The 16,532-nt window shown below is 59.3% G+C and carries 15 protein-coding genes and 1 tRNA gene; 8 read left to right on the top strand and 8 right to left on the bottom strand.

Annotation, left to right across the window (positions count from 1 at the left end):
• Positions 1-143: 143 nt before the first annotated feature.
• The 3 genes from phaeop14_RS07505 to phaeop14_RS07495 are packed head-to-tail and all read left to right on the top strand — an operon-like array spanning position 144 to position 2,464.
• Positions 144-440, top strand: coding sequence for a virulence factor (locus phaeop14_RS07505; protein WP_096789176.1), 297 nt, complete (start codon positions 144-146; stop codon positions 438-440).
• Positions 441-466: 26 nt separating this feature from the next.
• A complete protein-coding gene (locus tag phaeop14_RS07500; protein ID WP_096789175.1) occupies positions 467-1,399 on the top strand; it encodes a methylenetetrahydrofolate reductase in 933 nt (310 codons plus the stop codon).
• Between the two features lie 3 nt (positions 1,400-1,402).
• Positions 1,403-2,464, top strand: a complete 1,062-nt coding sequence (locus tag phaeop14_RS07495; RefSeq protein WP_040169156.1) for a methyltetrahydrofolate cobalamin methyltransferase — start codon at positions 1,403-1,405, stop codon at positions 2,462-2,464.
• A gap of 337 nt (positions 2,465-2,801) precedes the next feature.
• Here the strand turns inward: phaeop14_RS07495 and phaeop14_RS07490 are convergent.
• Positions 2,802-2,878: transfer RNA gene (locus tag phaeop14_RS07490), tRNA-Arg, on the bottom strand.
• 241 nt (positions 2,879-3,119) lie between these two features.
• Complete coding sequence (mepK, locus tag phaeop14_RS07485; RefSeq protein ID WP_040169153.1) at positions 3,120-3,695, bottom strand: peptidoglycan L,D-endopeptidase MepK; 576 nt, start codon at positions 3,693-3,695, stop codon at positions 3,120-3,122.
• Positions 3,696-4,063: 368 nt separating this feature from the next.
• Between mepK and phaeop14_RS07480 the strand changes: the two genes are divergently transcribed.
• The 4 genes from phaeop14_RS07480 to phaeop14_RS07465 are packed head-to-tail and all read left to right on the top strand — an operon-like array spanning position 4,064 to position 8,350.
• Entirely contained in the window at positions 4,064-5,698 is a 1,635-nt protein-coding gene (locus phaeop14_RS07480; RefSeq protein ID WP_096789174.1) for a L,D-transpeptidase family protein, read from the top strand.
• A gap of 38 nt (positions 5,699-5,736) precedes the next feature.
• Complete coding sequence (lpxD, locus tag phaeop14_RS07475) at positions 5,737-6,810, top strand: UDP-3-O-(3-hydroxymyristoyl)glucosamine N-acyltransferase (RefSeq protein ID WP_096789173.1); 1,074 nt, start codon at positions 5,737-5,739, stop codon at positions 6,808-6,810.
• 48 nt (positions 6,811-6,858) lie between these two features.
• Positions 6,859-7,113, top strand: coding sequence for an acyl carrier protein (locus tag phaeop14_RS07470; protein WP_024097235.1), 255 nt, complete (start codon positions 6,859-6,861; stop codon positions 7,111-7,113).
• Between the two features lie 28 nt (positions 7,114-7,141).
• Complete coding sequence (locus phaeop14_RS07465; protein ID WP_040178524.1) at positions 7,142-8,350, top strand: beta-ketoacyl-[acyl-carrier-protein] synthase family protein; 1,209 nt, start codon at positions 7,142-7,144, stop codon at positions 8,348-8,350.
• Between the two features lie 98 nt (positions 8,351-8,448).
• On the opposite strand, the gene phaeop14_RS07460 is transcribed toward phaeop14_RS07465, so the two are convergent.
• The gene (locus phaeop14_RS07460) at positions 8,449-9,090 is read right to left on the bottom strand and encodes an invasion associated locus B family protein (RefSeq protein WP_040169150.1); all 642 of its coding nucleotides are present in this window, start codon (positions 9,088-9,090) and stop codon (positions 8,449-8,451) included.
• A gap of 543 nt (positions 9,091-9,633) precedes the next feature.
• Here phaeop14_RS07460 and phaeop14_RS07455 point away from each other — a divergent pair.
• Complete coding sequence (locus tag phaeop14_RS07455; protein WP_096790253.1) at positions 9,634-11,178, top strand: helicase HerA-like domain-containing protein; 1,545 nt, start codon at positions 9,634-9,636, stop codon at positions 11,176-11,178.
• 95 nt (positions 11,179-11,273) lie between these two features.
• Here phaeop14_RS07455 and phaeop14_RS07450 read toward each other — a convergent pair whose 3' ends face one another.
• From phaeop14_RS07450 to phaeop14_RS07430, 5 genes are all read right to left on the bottom strand, one after another.
• Positions 11,274-12,596 carry a branched-chain amino acid ABC transporter permease gene (locus phaeop14_RS07450; RefSeq protein ID WP_040169149.1) on the bottom strand — a complete coding sequence of 441 codons (1,323 nt, stop codon included), beginning with the start codon at positions 12,594-12,596 and terminating at the stop codon, positions 11,274-11,276.
• Positions 12,593-13,603 (bottom strand): branched-chain amino acid ABC transporter permease, encoded by a 1,011-nt coding sequence (locus phaeop14_RS07445; protein ID WP_040169148.1) that lies wholly within the window; start codon positions 13,601-13,603, stop codon positions 12,593-12,595. The genes phaeop14_RS07450 and phaeop14_RS07445 overlap by 4 nt, the downstream gene beginning before the upstream one ends.
• A gap of 3 nt (positions 13,604-13,606) precedes the next feature.
• Positions 13,607-14,437, bottom strand: a complete 831-nt coding sequence (locus phaeop14_RS07440; protein ID WP_082035283.1) for an ABC transporter ATP-binding protein — start codon at positions 14,435-14,437, stop codon at positions 13,607-13,609.
• Positions 14,434-15,222, bottom strand: a complete 789-nt coding sequence (locus phaeop14_RS07435) for an ABC transporter ATP-binding protein (protein ID WP_040169146.1) — start codon at positions 15,220-15,222, stop codon at positions 14,434-14,436. The genes phaeop14_RS07440 and phaeop14_RS07435 overlap by 4 nt, the downstream gene beginning before the upstream one ends.
• 99 nt (positions 15,223-15,321) lie before the next feature.
• Positions 15,322-16,515 (bottom strand): ABC transporter substrate-binding protein, encoded by a 1,194-nt coding sequence (locus phaeop14_RS07430; protein ID WP_040169144.1) that lies wholly within the window; start codon positions 16,513-16,515, stop codon positions 15,322-15,324.
• Between the last annotated feature and the right edge of the window lie 17 nt (positions 16,516-16,532).

The raw sequence follows: 16,532 nt of genomic DNA, 5'->3' as shown, positions 1-16,532 counted from the left end.
TAGCCAGCGCCGGGCCGCGTTGTTATCCAGAAGCGACCCGGAAAAAGGTCGCTCAGAACCAATGTCAGGTCGAAATCCGACGAACGCGCCCGGCGATGCCACACTAGAAACGCATTTACACAGACGCAAAGGAAGCCAAGGCAATGCCCGACGTCACCATCGTATACTGGCGCGACATCCCCGCTCAGATCATCGTCGGCAAAGGCCGCCGCGGGGCAAAACGCCAACTGGAAGAGCGGTTTGAACAAGCCATCGACCGCGCCGCCATGAAGGTGAATGCAAAGGACGCCGATGCCTATCTCGCAGAGTGGCGCAAGGCAGCACCCTATGCGGTGGACGGTGAGCCTGAAGACATCGCAGAGGCCGAGGCCAAGCGTCTGGAAGCGGATTATGATCAGGACCGTCTGAAGACACTGATCGCCAACGACGGATGGGCATAAGCCTGACATCTTTATGGGAGGCCACGATGGCTTTGTTGAACTTCAAGAAACGCGATGCAGGCGCAGTCCAGCCCAGCAGCCCCGAGGTCGAGGCCTTTCTGGAAAACTACTCGATAGAGGTGATGCCGCGCACCGCCGCCAAAGTCGAGAATTTCCGCGATCTGCTGCCCGCAGGCACCCGCGTCTACATCGCCCATATCGAAGGCACCCCAATTGAGGAGATGGTGGAGACCGCCAAGCGCATCAACGCCGAGGGTTTCCCGGTGATGCCGCATTTCCCCGCCCGCATCATCCAGGATGAGGCGACACTGGCCGATTGGATCGCACGCTATCAGGGCGAAGCTGATGTCAAACAGGCGCTGCTGCTGGCCGGCGGCGTGGCCAAGCCGCATGGGGCCTTCGACAGCTCCATGCAGCTTTTGGAAACCGGGCTATTTGACAAGGCCGGTTTCAGCAATCTGCACGTGGCGGGCCACCCCGAGGGCAACAAGGATATCGACCCCGACGGCGGCATGAAGAACGTCTCTGATGCGCTTCTGTGGAAACAGAAATTCTCTGAGCGGACGGACGCAAAAATGGCGCTGGCCACGCAGTTCGCTTTTGAGGCTAAGCCAATTATCGAATGGGCAGACAGCATCAAGGCTGCTGGCGTTGACCTGCCGATCCACATCGGTATCGCCGGTCCGGCCAAGCTGCAGACGCTGATCAAATTCGCCATCGCTTGTGGTGTTGGCCCCTCGTTGAAGGTTCTGCAGAAGCGCGCGATGGATGTCTCCAAACTGCTGCTGCCCTATGAGCCGACCGATGTGATCGCCGAGCTGGCCGCCCACAAGGCTGCCAACCCCGATTTCAACATCACCAATGTGCATTTCTTCCCGCTGGGTGGCATCAAGACCAACGCCACCTGGGCCATCAACAACGGCGGCGCAGCCGCGCAGCCAGTCAATTCCCAAGGATAAACAATGACCCGTACTGTCGTAGAATCTAAGACAAAAACCGCAATCCTGGGATTTGATGAGCCGTTCTGCGTGATCGGTGAGCGGATCAACCCCACCGGCCGCAAGAAACTGGCGGCCGAGCTGGAAGCGGGTGATTTCTCCACGGTTGAGAAAGACGCGCTCGCGCAGGTGATGGCGGGAGCCAATATCCTCGATATCAATGCGGGCGTTGTCTACAACTCAAACCCGAACCCGAATGAAACCGAACCGCCGCTGATGACCAAGATCGTGGAGCTGGTGCAGGGCCTCACCGATACGCCGCTCTGCATCGACTCCTCGGTGCCCGGCGCGCTTGAGGCCGGCCTGCAAGCCGCTGAAGGCCGCCCGCTGCTGAACTCCGTCACCGGCGAGGAAGAGCGTCTCGAGCATGTTCTGCCGCTGGTTAAGAAATACAACGTGCCTGTGGTGGCGATTTCCAACGATGACACAGGAATTTCCGAAGATCCCGATGTGCGTTTCGCTGTCGCAAAGAAGATTGTCGAGCGTGCCGCAGATTTCGGCATTCCGGCGCATGATATCGTGGTGGATCCACTTGTGATGCCGATTGGCGCGATGGCGACTGCCGGCCAGCAGGTCTTTGCTCTGGTCCGTCGTCTGCGCGAAGAGCTGGGCGTCAACACCACCTGTGGTGCCTCCAACGTCTCCTTCGGTCTGCCAAACCGTCACGGCATCAACAACGCCTTCCTGCCGATGGCCATGGGCGCGGGCATGACGTCCGCAATCATGAACCCGGTTGCTCTGCCGATCACTCAGAAAAAGATCGCAGAGAAGAAAGCTGAAGTTGAGGCCGCGGGCATCATCCTCCCCGATGGCATGGAAGATGAAGCTTTTGTTCAGATGTTCGGTCTGGGCTCCACTAAGCCGCGCGCCGGCAAGGAAATGGAGGCCATCCGCGCCGCAAACCTGCTGACCAACAACGACCCGCATGGTGGGGAGTGGATCAAGGCGAACAAAGAGCCTGCAAAAGAAGGCGAAGAGGGCCGGGGCCGGGGAGGCCGCGCCGGTGGTCGCCGCCGCCGCGCCTGATCCGGGATCAGCGACAAGAATAAGAAAGGTCAGGCTTCGGTCTGACCTTTTTTGTGAACGCCCGCACCGCGTTTCGCGTGGCCAACAGCAGGCACAGACGCAAACCGCGTAGTCAAAGCGACCAGATCGGTCAGAGCAAAAACGAGCGACCCACGGGTAAAACCATTCCATCATGGACGCAGGCCGCTCTCTCCCGCCCCGGATTTGTCGGGATTAACCAATAATAGTGCGTGAGCGGAGCAGCGTCCACTTCCGCCGCTCAGACCGGCAAGCCCTCGCCGTTCAGCTGCACGCGAACAGCGCACATGCTCAGCAATCAGTTCTGACTTGGGAGATCTGGCGCACCTGAGAGGATTCGAACCTCTGGCCTCTGCCTTCGGAGGGCAGCGCTCTATCCAGCTGAGCTACAGGTGCCTATATGCGTCGTATAGCCGTCACAGGGTGGGTCTGCAATGGCAAAAAACACCGGAACCATAATTCAATTCAGGCGTTTGTACATCTGTATGCAGTTGCTTTGGACCACCCATGACACACCGCGAACTCCGCAGAAAAATCGCCTTTCGGGCACCGTGTTCTCGCGCAGCAAAAAACCCATGTTGCGTCACAACATGGGTTTGCAGAGCCTCGGGACAGGCGGTCAGAAATGGTCGCGGTATCAGCCGTTCCAGCTGCGAACGACACCGCAGTCCATGTGTACAAAGTTCGACCCGCGGTATTTACCGACACCACCCGCACGGCATGCTTTTGCCGCGTTGGCCATTTGCGTCACCGAGCGAGAGGACAGGCGCAAATCTGCCGCCTGACCGCGCATGTGAAGGGAATTTTTCGCTACCCCACGCGACCGGCTGCGCAACATGGCGTTGGTTTTCGGGCTGCGATACCCCGACAGCATCATATAGGGTTCGTTCACATCAAGGAGGTTATGCGATGCAGCCATGATATCAATGGTGCGCAGATCGATCTCCTTGACCTGATCGTTTCGCCAATCGCGCATGAAGTGGTTCACTTCCTTCACTGCGTCCTTGATGTATTTTCCGTCAATCCAATACACCATATCGATCCGCTCACCGGTGCGGCCTGAGAACATTCGGATCCGCCGGATGTCGCCCGCGCCGCGCAAGAAGCCGGCTGCATTGGAGAAGGTTGGAGCGGCGACCAATGTTGTTGCCGCAAACGCACCCAATAGGGCACGACGGGAGAAACCCGATTTTTCAGTAGTAGCTGTTGTCACTGCGCTGTCCCGTACGCCTGAAGTCTCTGCCTGTGCCCGATGTTACGGACACCGTGTGGTCCTGTTTCCACGCGAGAACTGTATTGCACATACAGAATCGCGCGCCAAGTTTTGAATGTTGCAGCTCGACATGAACTGTGAATTTCGGCAATTTTTTGCGCAAAAGGGAAATAAATGGTTAATTTCCCCTCAATGTGTCGTGGCCGCCACGGGCCGTATGCGTCTTATTGCGACCCATAAGACGCAGGTGCCTGTTGCCTGTTTGCGCTGATCAAAATGTGAATGGACAGCGAGGGCTGGCGTTTACCAGGATTTCATGTAGGCAACCACAGACTGTGAAAAGCAAATCATTTGAGGACCGTACCCATATGTCGCCTGTCATTGTGACCCGTGCCATTTCGACTGTTGGCCCGACGCTGAAGGCGGGGCTGTTTGCGCTTGCGCTTGGCGGCTTTGCACTCGGTGCACCGGATGGTGCGACCGCACAGGTGACCGCGTTTAAGCAAGCGGTTGCCGAGGCGGCCTCGGCCAGCGATCCGGTGGCACAGTTCTACCGTGAGGCGGGGTACACCGCGATCTGGACCGGGCGTGATGATGCCGCCCGTTCCCGTCGCGCCGCATTGTTCCGTGCCTTGGGAGAGGCGCCGATGCACGGGCTTCCGGATCGGACATCGGAAATCAACGCATTGATGGACGTATTGAAGTCGGTCCAGACCACGCGTGATCTGGGTCGGGCGGAGGTAGCGATGAGCCGCGCCTTGGTTGGTTATGCCAGTGATTTGCAAACCGGGCTCCTGCAGCCGCGCCAAATTGATGATGGCATCGTCCGCAAGAAACATCAGCCTGATTTTGCCGCCTACCTGGCTGGCATGCGTGATCAGGCGCCGGTTGCCTATCTGCGCAGCCTCGCCCCGCAAAGCGCCCAATATCAGGCCTTGCTGCGTGAGAAGATGCGCCTGGAGGCGCTGCAGCAGGCAGGTGGTTGGGGGCCGCAGGTCGCGGCCAAGAAACTGGAGAGCGGAGACAGCGGCCCCGCAGTCATCGCGCTGCGCAACCGCCTTACCGCCATGGGCTACCTTCCGCGCAGTGCCGCGCGCAGCTATGACGGTGCGCTGGAACGCGCGGTTCAGGCGTTCCAATCGGACCATGGCCTTAACGCTGATGGTGTTGCCGGTGGCGGCACCCTCGCGGAAATCAACAAACCGGTCTCGGCGCGGCTGAAGTCGGTTCTTGTCGCAATGGAGCGTGAGCGCTGGCTGACGCCGGAGCGCGGAACCCGCCATGTTCTGGTGAACCAAACCGACTTTACTGCCAAGATTATCGACAACGGCGAAGTGACCTTTGTGACGCGCTCCGTCATTGGCAAAGACAATGCAGACCGACGCTCGCCGGAGTTCTCCGACGAGATGGAGCATATGGTCATCAACCCCAGCTGGTATGTTCCACGCTCCATCGTGACCAAGGAATATCTGCCCAAGCTGCGCAACAACCCAAATGCGGTCGGCCACATCGAAATCACCGACAGCCGCGGCCGCAAGGTGAATCGCGCCACCGCTGATTTTTCCAAATATACCGCGCGAACGTTCCCTTTTGCGATGCGCCAGCCACCCAGCCGTAAGAACGCGCTTGGCCTGGTCAAGTTCATGTTCCCGAACAAATACAATATCTACCTGCATGACACGCCGCAGAAGAGCCTCTTTCAACGGGAGGTCCGCGCCTTCTCGCATGGCTGTATCCGCCTCGCGCAACCCTTTGAATTTGCGTATGCTCTGCTGGCGCGCCAGACTGAAAACCCCAAGGACTTCTTTCACCGCATCCTGAACAGCGGAAAAGAGACCAAGGTCGTTCTGGATCAGAAGGTGCCGGTACACATTATCTATCGCACCGCCTTTGTAACGCCGAAGGGGCAGCCAGAGTACCGTCGCGATATCTATGGCCGTGACGCCAAGGTATGGGCCGCGCTGGAACGGGCAGGGGTGGTGTTGCCGGGCGTACAAGGGTAATCCTCGGGCCTAAAGGCAACAGACCGGAAGGGCCCGACATGTTTACAGTCCGCGAAATCGCCGCCTCGCTTCAGGCAGAGGCTGAGGGAGATCTGGATCTGACGGTGCTGCGGGCCGCTGAACCTCAGGACGCCGGGCCGGATGATCTGGCGATGGCGATGGCCCCCAAATACGCCGAGAGCCTGGACGAGGGCAGCGCCCGTGTGGCGCTGGTCTGGGAAGGCGCCGACTGGCAGACTATGGGCCTACAGGCGGCCATCTTTGCGCCACGCCCCCGCTTGGCCATGGGCGGCATCACCCGGCTGCTGGATCCCGGACAGGGATTTGGCACAGGCATTCACCCCAGTGCCGTTGTCGACCCTACCGCCGAACTGGGTGAGGGCGTCTGTGTTGGCCCGCTGGCGGTGATCGCCGCAGGCGCGCGCATTGGTGCAGGCTCGGTGATCGGCCCACAATGCCACATCGGAGCGGATGTGACCCTGGGCCAGAACGCCCAGCTGCGCGAATCCGTCAGCATTGGCGCGCGCGCCACAATCGGCGACCGGTTTCGTGCCCAACCCGGCGCGCGGGTTGGTGGTGATGGGTTTTCCTATGTCACCCCTGAGGTGTCAGGCGTGGAAACTGCCCGCAAAACAATGGGCGATCAGGGCGAAAGCAAAGCGCAAAGCTGGCTGCGCATCCATTCGCTCGGGGCCGTGGAGATAGGCGATGATGTCGAACTTGGCAGCAACTGTACCATCGACAACGGCACCATCCGCAACACGGTGATCGGCAACGGCAGCAAGCTGGATAACCTTGTGCATGTCGGCCACAACACCCGTGTGGGCCGGGATTGCCTGCTCTGCGGACAGACCGGGATTTCCGGTTCGGTTGATATCGGCAACAACGTGGTTCTGGGCGGGCAGACCGGCGTTGCAGACAATCTCTTCATCGGTGATGGCGTGATCGCAGGCGGCGGCACCAAGATCCTGTCCAATGTTCCGGCAGGCCGCGTGGTGATGGGATATCCGGCTGTCAAAATGGAGACACATACCGAAATGTATAAGGGGCAGCGGCGCCTGGGCCGTCTGATGCGCGACATTGAAGCGCTGAAGAAGGCGGTTTTCAAATAACGGCGCAGCCACTACATGACGCAAAATACCATTGATCAGGGGTCCCCTATGAGCACGCAGGACAAGGTCATCGCCATCATTGCCGAACAGGCCGTGCTGGAGCCGTCGGATGTGACACTCGACAGCACACTGGAGGATCTGGGGATCGACAGCCTCGGCCTCGTTGAGAGCATCTTCGCCATCGAGGAAGAGTTTGATATCACCATTCCGTTCAATGCCAATGAACCGGAAAAAAGCGATTTCGACATCTCCAACGTGGCGGCGATCATCGCAGGTATCGACACGCTGATTTCAGAAAAATGACTATGCGGGATCGGGTTGGAGACGACGGATGAACCGGGTTGTCATCACCGGGATGGGCACGATCAACGCGCTTGGCCACACCGTGTCCGAGACCATGGCCTCCATGGCCGAAGGGCGCTGCGGCATTGGCGAACTTGAGTTTCAGGATGTTGATCGCCTGTCCATCCGCATTGGGGGCCAGGTGCGCGGCTTTGAGGCGGAGGGACGTTTTAATCGCCAACAGATGAGCCTTTATGACCGGTTTACCCAATTCACATTGACTGCCGCCAAAGAGGCGATAGACCAATCGGGTCTGGAATTTCATGGCGAGCTGTCGCAGAAATCCGGCGTGGTACTGGGCACGGCAGGCGGTGGTGTCTCGACCTGGGACGATAACTATCGGTCTGTCTATGAGGCGGGGAAAAATCGGGTCCATCCCTTCGTCGTTCCAAAGTTGATGAACAACGCCGCAGCCAGCCATGTGTCCATGGAGCACAATCTGAAGGGGCCGAGTTTCACGGTCTCCACCGCCTGCGCCTCCTCCAATCATGCGATGGCACAGGCGTTTCAAATGGTCCGCTCCGGTATGGCGCCGGTGATGATTACAGGCGGATCTGAATCGATGCTGTGCTTTGGCGGGGTGAAGGCCTGGGAGGGGCTTCGGGTGATGTCACGCGATGCCTGCCGCCCCTTCAGCGCCAATCGCAATGGGATGGTGCAGGGCGAAGGGGCCGGTGTCTTTGTTTTCGAAGACTACGAACACGCCCGTTCCCGCGGCGCCGATATCATCTGTGAGGTCATCGGCTTTGCCATGTCATCAGATGCCGCCGATATCGTGATGCCCAGCAAACAAGGCGCGGCGCGGGCCATTGCAGGCGCCTTGCAGGATGCGAGGCTGAACCCCGAAGATGTCGGCTATGTCAACGCCCATGGCACCGGAACTGCCGCCAACGACAAGACAGAGTGCGCGGCCGTGGCCGATGTCTTTGGTCCGCATGCTGATAATTTGATGATCTCCTCCACCAAGTCCATGCACGGCCATCTGATCGGCGGCACAGGCGCGGTGGAACTGCTGGCCTGCATCATGGCGCTGCGCGACGGTATCGTGGCGCCCACCATCGGCTATGAGGAACCCGATCCCGAATGCGCGCTTGATGTGGTGCCGAATGAGGCACGGCAGGCTGATGTGACTGTCGCCCTCAGCAATGCCTTTGCCTTTGGCGGGTTGAACGCGGTGCTGGCCCTGCGAAAGATCTGAACGGCCAGCGCCATATCCACCAGCATAACATAAAAAAACCGCCGCGATCCTAGCCCGGATGCGGCGGTTTTCTGTTTCGGGCGTCTGTGCCGGACGGTTTACTGTTTCACCACATCCACAACGTTATAGCCGGCGGTAAAGCCGCTTAGCGACAAATCCATATTGATCACCTGATCAGGGGCAGGTGCCGGGCGCAGGCTCAATGTGGCTTTCTTGCCTTTCTTGAAGGCTGCGATATCGGTCTCGGTAAGGCCAATCTGCGCCACACAGCCCATCGGGTTGCAGAACGAGTAGTTATACCGTTTGCCCGGTGCGCCATCGATGGAGATGGTCAGCGCCGCTGGCAGCAGCGTTTCCAGCGGAACGATGACCGTGGCGCCGGCGACGGCCTGGCTGCCTTCCTGATTGATCCGGAACATCGAAAACTCCGCCATCGGGTTCCCGGACGCATCGGTCATGATCTGCAGCAGTGAGCAGGGGTCGTTGTCTTCTTCGGTCTTGACGCAGGCCAGATCCCAATCACCGTGGGTTTCTTTGGAATAGCGCTGGCCCAGTTGCGGGCCGTCCTGTACGGGCTGGCCAAGATCCAAGACGTCATCGGCCTTGGGGGCCTCCGTCGTGGCCTCTGCGGCGGGCTGGCTCTCTTCTGTCTCGGCCGCCCCAGCGGTGTCCTGCGCCATCACGGGCAGCGGCAGCGCCATCAGCGCGGCCAGGGTCATCGGGGTCAGGGACTTGATCATGATTGCCTCATCTATCCTGTGTTATCGGCCCGATGTAGCATGCCCGAAACCCGGTGTCAGTCCCATAACCATCCGACGCCCCAGCACTGGCGGGGAATTGATCGGATTATACGTCAGAGATGGAAGCGGCTGGATTAAAACAAAAAAGGGAGCAAAAATGCCCCCTTTTTCGTATTTTTTCTCCCCGTCGGACTGGCCGACTTAGTTATTGGGAGGACGTTACGAAAGGGTCGGCCATCGGTCAACATGCAAAGAGAAAAAAATGTCGCAGTTGAGGGATTAATTGACGCCTTCGCGTGACGCGCGCGCAATGGGCACGAAACACGCCTGACGTGCAGGCGCAATGTCCCGGACTGCCCGGAAACACGGCACAAAAAAAGGCCGTGCCCGAAGCACGGCCCAGTCTGACAGGGAGGAAATGTCCGCCGAACCAACCGCATGATGGTCGACGGGCAATTATCACTCTCGCATTCAAAGGTTAATTTTGTATTTTCATTTCACAGAAACCGCAGCGTGCGGGATGACAACAGCCGGGGGCAGATCATGCAGGACAAGTTATTTATCGGGGGTGGGGCTGAAAACTATGCGGATCCACAGGCGCTGACGCTCAAATACGCCAATCGTCACGGGCTGATTGCAGGGGCCACCGGCACCGGCAAAACCGTCACCCTGCAGATCCTCGCAGAGAGTTTTTCCAATGCCGGAGTTCCGGTTATCCTGTCGGATGTAAAAGGGGACCTCTCCGGCCTTGCGAAACCCGGCAGCGCTACCCACAAACTGCACGACGCCTTTACCAGCCGGGCGGAAAAAATCGGCTTCGATGATTACCGCTACCACGCCTGTCCGGTCACCTTCTGGGATCTCTACGGCCAGCAGGGACATCCGGTGCGCACCACCGTAGCGGAGATGGGGCCGCTGCTTCTGGCGCGATTGCTGGAGCTGAGCGAGGCACAGGAAGGCATTCTGAACATTGCCTTCCGTCTGGCCGATGAGGAAGGGCTTGCGCTGCTGGATCTGAAGGATCTGCAGGCGCTGCTGGTCTGGGTCGGGGAAAACCGCGCTGATCTCTCGCTGCGCTACGGCAATGTCTCCACCGCCTCCATCGGGGCGATCCAGCGTCGGTTGCTGGTGCTGGAAAACCAGGGCGGTGCGCAGCTCTTTGGCGAGCCTGCGCTAGACCTCGCTGATCTGATGCGCTGCACGGCGGAGGGGCACGGCATGGTCAATATCCTCGCCGCAGACAAGCTGATGGCCGCACCGGGACTATATGCAACATTTCTGCTGTGGCTCCTCAGTGAACTGTTCGAGGAACTGCCGGAGGTTGGGGATCCTGACAAACCGAAGTTGGTCTTCTTCTTTGACGAGGCGCATCTGTTGTTTGATGACGCCCCCAAGGCGCTGATCGACAAGGTGGAGCAGGTGGCCCGTCTGATCCGCTCCAAAGGGGTCGGGATCTATTTCATCACGCAAAACCCGGCTGATGTGCCGGAAGACATCCTTGGTCAGCTTGGCAACCGCATCCAGCACGCCTTGCGTGCCTTCACCGCGCGCGATCGCAGAAACCTGCGAATGGCGGCGGAAACCTATCGCGAGAACCCCCGGTTTTCGACTGAGGAGGCCATTCGCGAGGTTGGTGTCGGCGAGGCGGTCACCTCCATGCTGCAGAAAAAGGGCATTCCCGGTGTGGTCGAGCGGACGCTGATCCGTCCGCCCAGTTCTCAGCTGGGGCCAATCACTGCAGCGGAGCGGGCGGCGTTCCTGCAGACCTCGGATATGGCTGGGAAGTACGACCAGACCAGCGACCGGCGCTCCGCCTATGAAATCCTCGCCGAACGCGCAGCCAAGGCCGCAGCCGAGGCTGAGGCCGCAGAGGTGGCAGCCGAAGCCGCACCGGAGCCGATGGCGCGTGAGTATAACGCCGGGCGGCGCTACTCGGGAAGTCGCGTCAGCCGGTCGTCGTCGCGGCGGATGAAACCGCGCGACAGCTTTGCCTCAGCCATGTCCGAAGCGGTAATCAAGGAGCTGAAAGGCACCACTGGGCGGCGCCTTGTGCGTGGCATCCTTGGTGGGTTGTTCAAGGGACGCTGAGCGCCACCAGAACAAAAGAAAACGCCGCCCGAGATATCCACGGGCGGCGTTTTTTTTTCAGGGTCCGTAATTGAACCCGCTACGCACCTTCGACTTTACCGTTCCGGGATCAGACCACGGGGGCTGAACCGCAAGACCAGCAACAGGATCAGACCCATGGTCAGCAAACGCATATGCGACGCACTTTCCAACAGATGCAGCTTCAGCGCATTGGTGTCGGACATGCCTGCCGTCACGGTTTCAATCAGCAGGATGCCCATCGGCTCCACCTTGATCCAGAGGAACCAGATCAGCAGGCCACCCAGCACTGCGCCAAAGTTGTTGCCGGACCCGCCGACAATCACCATCACCCAGATCAGGAAGGTGAAGCGCAAGGGATTATAGGTGCCCGGTGTCAGCTGGCTGTCCAGCGTTGTCATCATCGCCCCGGCAATACCGCAAATCGCAGAGCCAAGAATGAAGATCTGCAGATGGCGGCGGGTCACATCCTTGCCCATCGCCTCGGCGGCCACCTCATTGTCGCGAATGGCGCGCATCATCCGGCCCCAGGGGCTCTTCAGTGCCATCTGCGCCATCCATAGCAGCGCCAGCAACACAACAGTGAACAACAGCGAATAGCCCAGCTTCACATAGAGCGTGGAGGCCAGAACCGGATCCAGACCATAGTCCGCAGCCTTGGCGACAAACGCGGCATCGTTCTGCAGATCGACCTCATAGGGCAGGGGCCGGGGCAGGCCGACAACATTCTTCACGCCGCGCGACAGCCAGTCCTCGTTCTTCAGAACCGAGATGATGATCTCTGCGATCCCCAGCGTCGCAATCGCCAGATAATCCGAGCGCAGACCCAGCGCCGTCTTGCCGATCAGCCAGGCAACACCGGCGGCCAGCAGGCCACCTGCGGGCCAGGCCAGCAGCACCGGCAGGCCAAGGCCGCCAAGATTGCCTTCAAGCGCGGGGTTGATCGCCTCAACGCCCGCCACCGCCGGATCAAAGATCGCCCGGTAGATCACGAAGCCCAGGATCAGCACCGCCAGCAGCACCGCAATACGCAGCTTGCCAGCGGGCACCATCCGCATGGTGGCGACCGCCGCAACCAGCGTCATCGCCCCCATGGCCAGCGCCATGATGATCCCAACGCCGCCTTGGCTCCAGGCGCCTGGTGTTGGCGCGGTGGACACCAGCACAACTGCCAGACCGCCAAGCGCTACGAACCCCATGATGCCAACGTTGAACAGGCCTGCAAAACCCCACTGAAGGTTGACGCCAATCGCCATGATGGCCGACACCAACCCCATATTGAGGATCACCAGAGCCGAGTTCCAAGACCCGGAGAAGAAGAGGAAATTGGTGCTGCCTTCGAGCAGGATCAGCACACCAACAAACAGAAACAGCAGGGATGTTTTGACTGTCTCGCTCATACCACTTTTCCTTTAAAAAGGCCCGTGGGCTTGAACAGAAGCACGACCACAAGGATCGCAAAGGACACGGCGAATTTGTAATCCGTGCTCAGAAGCTGGACGAGGCCATCCGGCTTCATCGTTTCCGGCACAACATAGGTCAGCACCTTCTTCCAGGCGTAGGTGATCGTCACTTCGGAAAAGGCGATGATGAACCCACCCGCGATGGCACCAACGGGGCTGCCCAGACCGCCAACGATGGCGGCGGCAAAGATCGGCAGCAGCAGCTGGAAATAAGTGAAGGGTTTGAAGGATTTGTCCAAACCATACAGTACACCGGCAATGGTCGCGAGGGTCGCAACGATCAACCACGTGTACATCACCACGCGTTCCGGGTTGATGCCCGAGAGCAGCGCCAGATCCTCATTATCGGAATAGGCGCGCATGGATTTACCGGTACGGGTTTTGTTCAGGAACCAGAACAACAGCGCCACAACCACAACCGCAGTGATCACGGTGATGCCTTGGGTCGTCTTGATTGCCAGACCTTCGCGCAGTCCAGTCAGCGCCTTGAAGTCCCGCGCAGAGATAATGAACCGCTCGCCATCGGAAAACCGCTGATCCCCCGGCCCGATGATGAATCGCACTAGGCCGTTCATCATGAACATCACGCCAAGCGAGACCATGACAAAAATCACCGGCTTGGCCTTTTGCGCGCGATAGAACCGATATACGGTGCGATCGGTGATCAGCATCAAGAGCATACAACCCGCGATACCAATAGGCAGCGCAAGCAGCGCGGTTGGCAGGGGACCAAAACTGATGCCCATAGACTGGAACCACCAGGTCACCAGAATGGTGATCATGGTGCCAAAGGCCATGGTATCGCCATGGGCGAAGTTCGAAAACCGCAGCACCGAATAGATCAGTGTCACGCCAAGCGCACCAAGCGCAAGCTGGCTGCCATAGGCGATTGCCGGAACCCCGACAAAATTGGTAAGCGCCACAAGGGCGTTGAGGAAGTCCATCTCTTAGCCCCCCAAGAAGGATTTGCGTACTTCGGGATCGGCGAGCAGCTCTTGACCGGTGCCGGTATAGGCATTGCGCCCCTGCACCAGCACATAGCCTTTGTCCGCGATCTCAAGCGCTTGTTTGGCGTTTTGTTCAACCATCAGGATCGGCAGCCCGGTACGAGCGACCTCAATGATACGGTCAAACAGTTCATCCATGACGATGGGCGAGACCCCCGCTGTGGGCTCATCCAGCATCAGCACCTTCGGCTTGGTCATCAGCGCGCGGCCCACGGCCACCTGTTGGCGCTGCCCGCCGGACAGCTCACCAGCCGGCTGGTTGCGTTTCTCACGCAGGATCGGAAACAGCTCATAGACCTGCTCCATCGTGTCGGAGAAATCATCCGTACGGATAAACGCGCCCATTTCCAGGTTCTCTTCCACCGTCATCGAGGTGAAAATATTGCTGGTCTGGGGGACAAATCCCATGCCCTTGATCACCCGGTCCTGTGGGGTAAGCTGGGTGATATCCTCACCGTCCAGACGCACAGCACCAGACCGCACATCCAGCATGCCAAACACGGCTTTCATCGCGGTCGATTTGCCGGCGCCGTTGGGACCGACGATCACCGCGATCTCGCCCTTGTCGACCGCAATCGTGCAGTCGTGCAGAATGTCCGGACCCTTGCCGTAGCCGCCGGTCATGGTGTCGCCAATCAGGAACGGTCCGCCATCAACCTTCGTTGTTGGCCCGCTTTTGCTATGCGCCGGTTGCATTGTCCCGGCGCCATGCGGGTTGGTGATCGAGGCGTCACGATTGCCATGATCGTTCTGGTAGGGATTGTCGCTCATGCGCCCGCCTCCAGTTTATCTTTGTTTTTCAGCCCGGTGCCGAGGTAGGCTTCAATCACCTGCTCATTGGCCTTGATCTCGTTCAATGTGCCTTGTGCCAACTTCTTGCCCTCAGCCATGCAGATCACCGGATCGCAGAGGCGGCCGATGAACTCCATGTCGTGTTCGATCACAACAAAGGTGTATCCGCGCTCCTCGTTGAGGCGCTTGATGGCGTCGGCAATCGTATACAACAGCGTGCGGTTCACACCGGCGCCGACCTCATCCAGAAAGACGATCTTGGCATCGACCATCATGGTACGGCCCAGCTCCAGCAGCTTCTTCTGGCCGCCAGAAACCTGTCCGGCCTTCAGGTCTGCGATATGGCTGATGGTCAGAAACTCCAGCACCTCATCGGCCTTGGCCCGCAACGCGCGTTCCTCATCAGCGATGCGTTTGCGCCCGAACCAGGTGTTCCACAGGCTTTCACCCGATTGGGTGCCCGGAACCATCATCAGGTTTTCGCGGCACGTCATCGACGCAAATTCATGCGCGATCTGGAAGGTGCGCAGCAATCCCTTGTGGAACAGCTCATGCGGCGGCAGTCCGGTGATATCCTCACCATCCATCGTTACCCGCCCGGAGGTGGGCGGAAGGACGCCAGCGATTACATTGAAAAGAGTGGTTTTTCCGGCGCCGTTTGGCCCGATCAAACCGGTTATGGAGCCCTTAGCGATTTCTAGCGATGCGCCATCAACCGCGTGGAACCCGCCGAAGTGCTTGTGCAAGTCCTCGACGACGATCATGTCATTTCATCCCCCACCGTCTTTTTGACGGCTTTTGAATTTGGAACAGCCCGGGCAGAACCCGGGCTGATCATCTTGGTTTGATCCGGTGTTAAGGGATCAGCGGAATTTCACGGTGGCGTTGGCGCCGTCCTTGACTTCGATTTCACGGTAGGAGCCTGCGCTCTCACCGGGGCCGATCAGCTCCACGCCAGTGGCACCTTCATAGTCGATGTCGCCGCCATTCGCGAGAATCTCAAGCGCTTTGCCCAACTCACCAGGGTTGATTTTCTCACCCGGTGCGTTCGCCACTTCGAGGATCTTGGAGCCATAATCGGCCGGATCCTTGGAGTTCGCGGCCTGCATCGCCAGCATGAACAGCGCTGCCGCATCATAGCTTTCCGGCGAATAGGCGGAGGTGCCGTCAAAACCGGCGGCTTTGGCCAGCTCAGCATAGATGGCAGCGCCTTCGCTGTCGGAGCCTGCGATCTGGCCGAAGGAGCCGTCAAGATCCGAACCGATGTTCTTGGGCAGGGAGTCACCGATCATACCGCCGGGCAGACCGAAGGTGTCATATGCACCGGAGTCAAGCGAGGCTTGGATGATGCCCAGACCACCCTGGTCCAGATAGCCGGCCACAACCAGAATATCGCCACCAGCGGAAGCCAGCGCCGCAACTTCTGCGGAGTAGTCGCCTTTGCCATCCTCATGCGCGGTCACGATGGTGACTTCGCCGCCCACCTCCTCGAAGGAGGATTTGATCGCGTCGGCCAGACCCTTGCCGTAGTCGTTGTTGGTGTAGGTCAGCGCGATGGAGTTGATGCCACGCTCTTTCAGCACTTCTGCCATGACCTGGCCTTCGCGGGCGTCAGACGGCGATGTGCGGAAGAACAGGTCATTGTCTTCCATCGAGGACAGGCCCGGCGAGGTGGCGGAGGGCGAGATCATCACCATGCCGTTCGGAATGGCAACGTTCTGCAGGATCGCGCCGGTCACACCGGAGCAGTCACCGCCAATGATGCCGTTCACACCGTCAGCAACCAGTTTTTCGCCGTTCGCGGTGGACAGGCCATTGTCGATGCAGCCGGTGTCCGCGCGCACAGGCGTGACCGTGGCGGAGTCCAGCAGTTTGCCGGATTTGGTGACCTCTTCCATCGCCAGTTCCGCACCCGCACCCATGGCAGGGGCCAGCGATTCAATCGGGCCGGTAAAGCCGAGAAGGACACCCAGTTTCACTTCCTTGGCGTGACCACCTGCAAATGCGGTGCCAGCAGTCAGGGCAGCGGCCGCTGTGGCCATCATCAGTTTTTTCATTTTTGAAACTCCCATTT

It is taken from the genome of Phaeobacter piscinae, from assembly GCF_002407245.1.
GTDB lineage: Bacteria > Pseudomonadota > Alphaproteobacteria > Rhodobacterales > Rhodobacteraceae > Phaeobacter > Phaeobacter piscinae.
This window is presented reverse-complemented; position numbering and strand designations above follow the sequence as displayed.

Excerpts from the sequence above, each read along its gene's own strand:
- phaeop14_RS07470 (WP_024097235.1), top strand. The coding sequence starts at position 6,859 with ATGAGCACGCAGGACAAGGTCATCGCCATCATTGCCGAACAGGCCGTG.
- phaeop14_RS07480 (WP_096789174.1), top strand. The coding sequence starts at position 4,064 with ATGTCGCCTGTCATTGTGACCCGTGCCATTTCGACTGTTGGCCCGACG.
- phaeop14_RS07440 (WP_082035283.1), bottom strand. The coding sequence starts at position 14,437 with ATGAGCGACAATCCCTACCAGAACGATCATGGCAATCGTGACGCCTCG.
- lpxD (WP_096789173.1), top strand. The coding sequence starts at position 5,737 with ATGTTTACAGTCCGCGAAATCGCCGCCTCGCTTCAGGCAGAGGCTGAG.
- phaeop14_RS07445 (WP_040169148.1), bottom strand. The coding sequence starts at position 13,603 with ATGGACTTCCTCAACGCCCTTGTGGCGCTTACCAATTTTGTCGGGGTT.
- phaeop14_RS07460 (WP_040169150.1), bottom strand. The coding sequence starts at position 9,090 with ATGATCAAGTCCCTGACCCCGATGACCCTGGCCGCGCTGATGGCGCTG.
- phaeop14_RS07455 (WP_096790253.1), top strand. The coding sequence starts at position 9,634 with ATGCAGGACAAGTTATTTATCGGGGGTGGGGCTGAAAACTATGCGGAT.
- phaeop14_RS07435 (WP_040169146.1), bottom strand. The coding sequence starts at position 15,222 with ATGATCGTCGTCGAGGACTTGCACAAGCACTTCGGCGGGTTCCACGCG.
- phaeop14_RS07505 (WP_096789176.1), top strand. The coding sequence starts at position 144 with ATGCCCGACGTCACCATCGTATACTGGCGCGACATCCCCGCTCAGATC.
- phaeop14_RS07495 (WP_040169156.1), top strand. The coding sequence starts at position 1,403 with ATGACCCGTACTGTCGTAGAATCTAAGACAAAAACCGCAATCCTGGGA.
- phaeop14_RS07450 (WP_040169149.1), bottom strand. The coding sequence starts at position 12,596 with ATGAGCGAGACAGTCAAAACATCCCTGCTGTTTCTGTTTGTTGGTGTG.
- phaeop14_RS07500 (WP_096789175.1), top strand. The coding sequence starts at position 467 with ATGGCTTTGTTGAACTTCAAGAAACGCGATGCAGGCGCAGTCCAGCCC.
- phaeop14_RS07465 (WP_040178524.1), top strand. The coding sequence starts at position 7,142 with ATGAACCGGGTTGTCATCACCGGGATGGGCACGATCAACGCGCTTGGC.
- phaeop14_RS07430 (WP_040169144.1), bottom strand. The coding sequence starts at position 16,515 with ATGAAAAAACTGATGATGGCCACAGCGGCCGCTGCCCTGACTGCTGGC.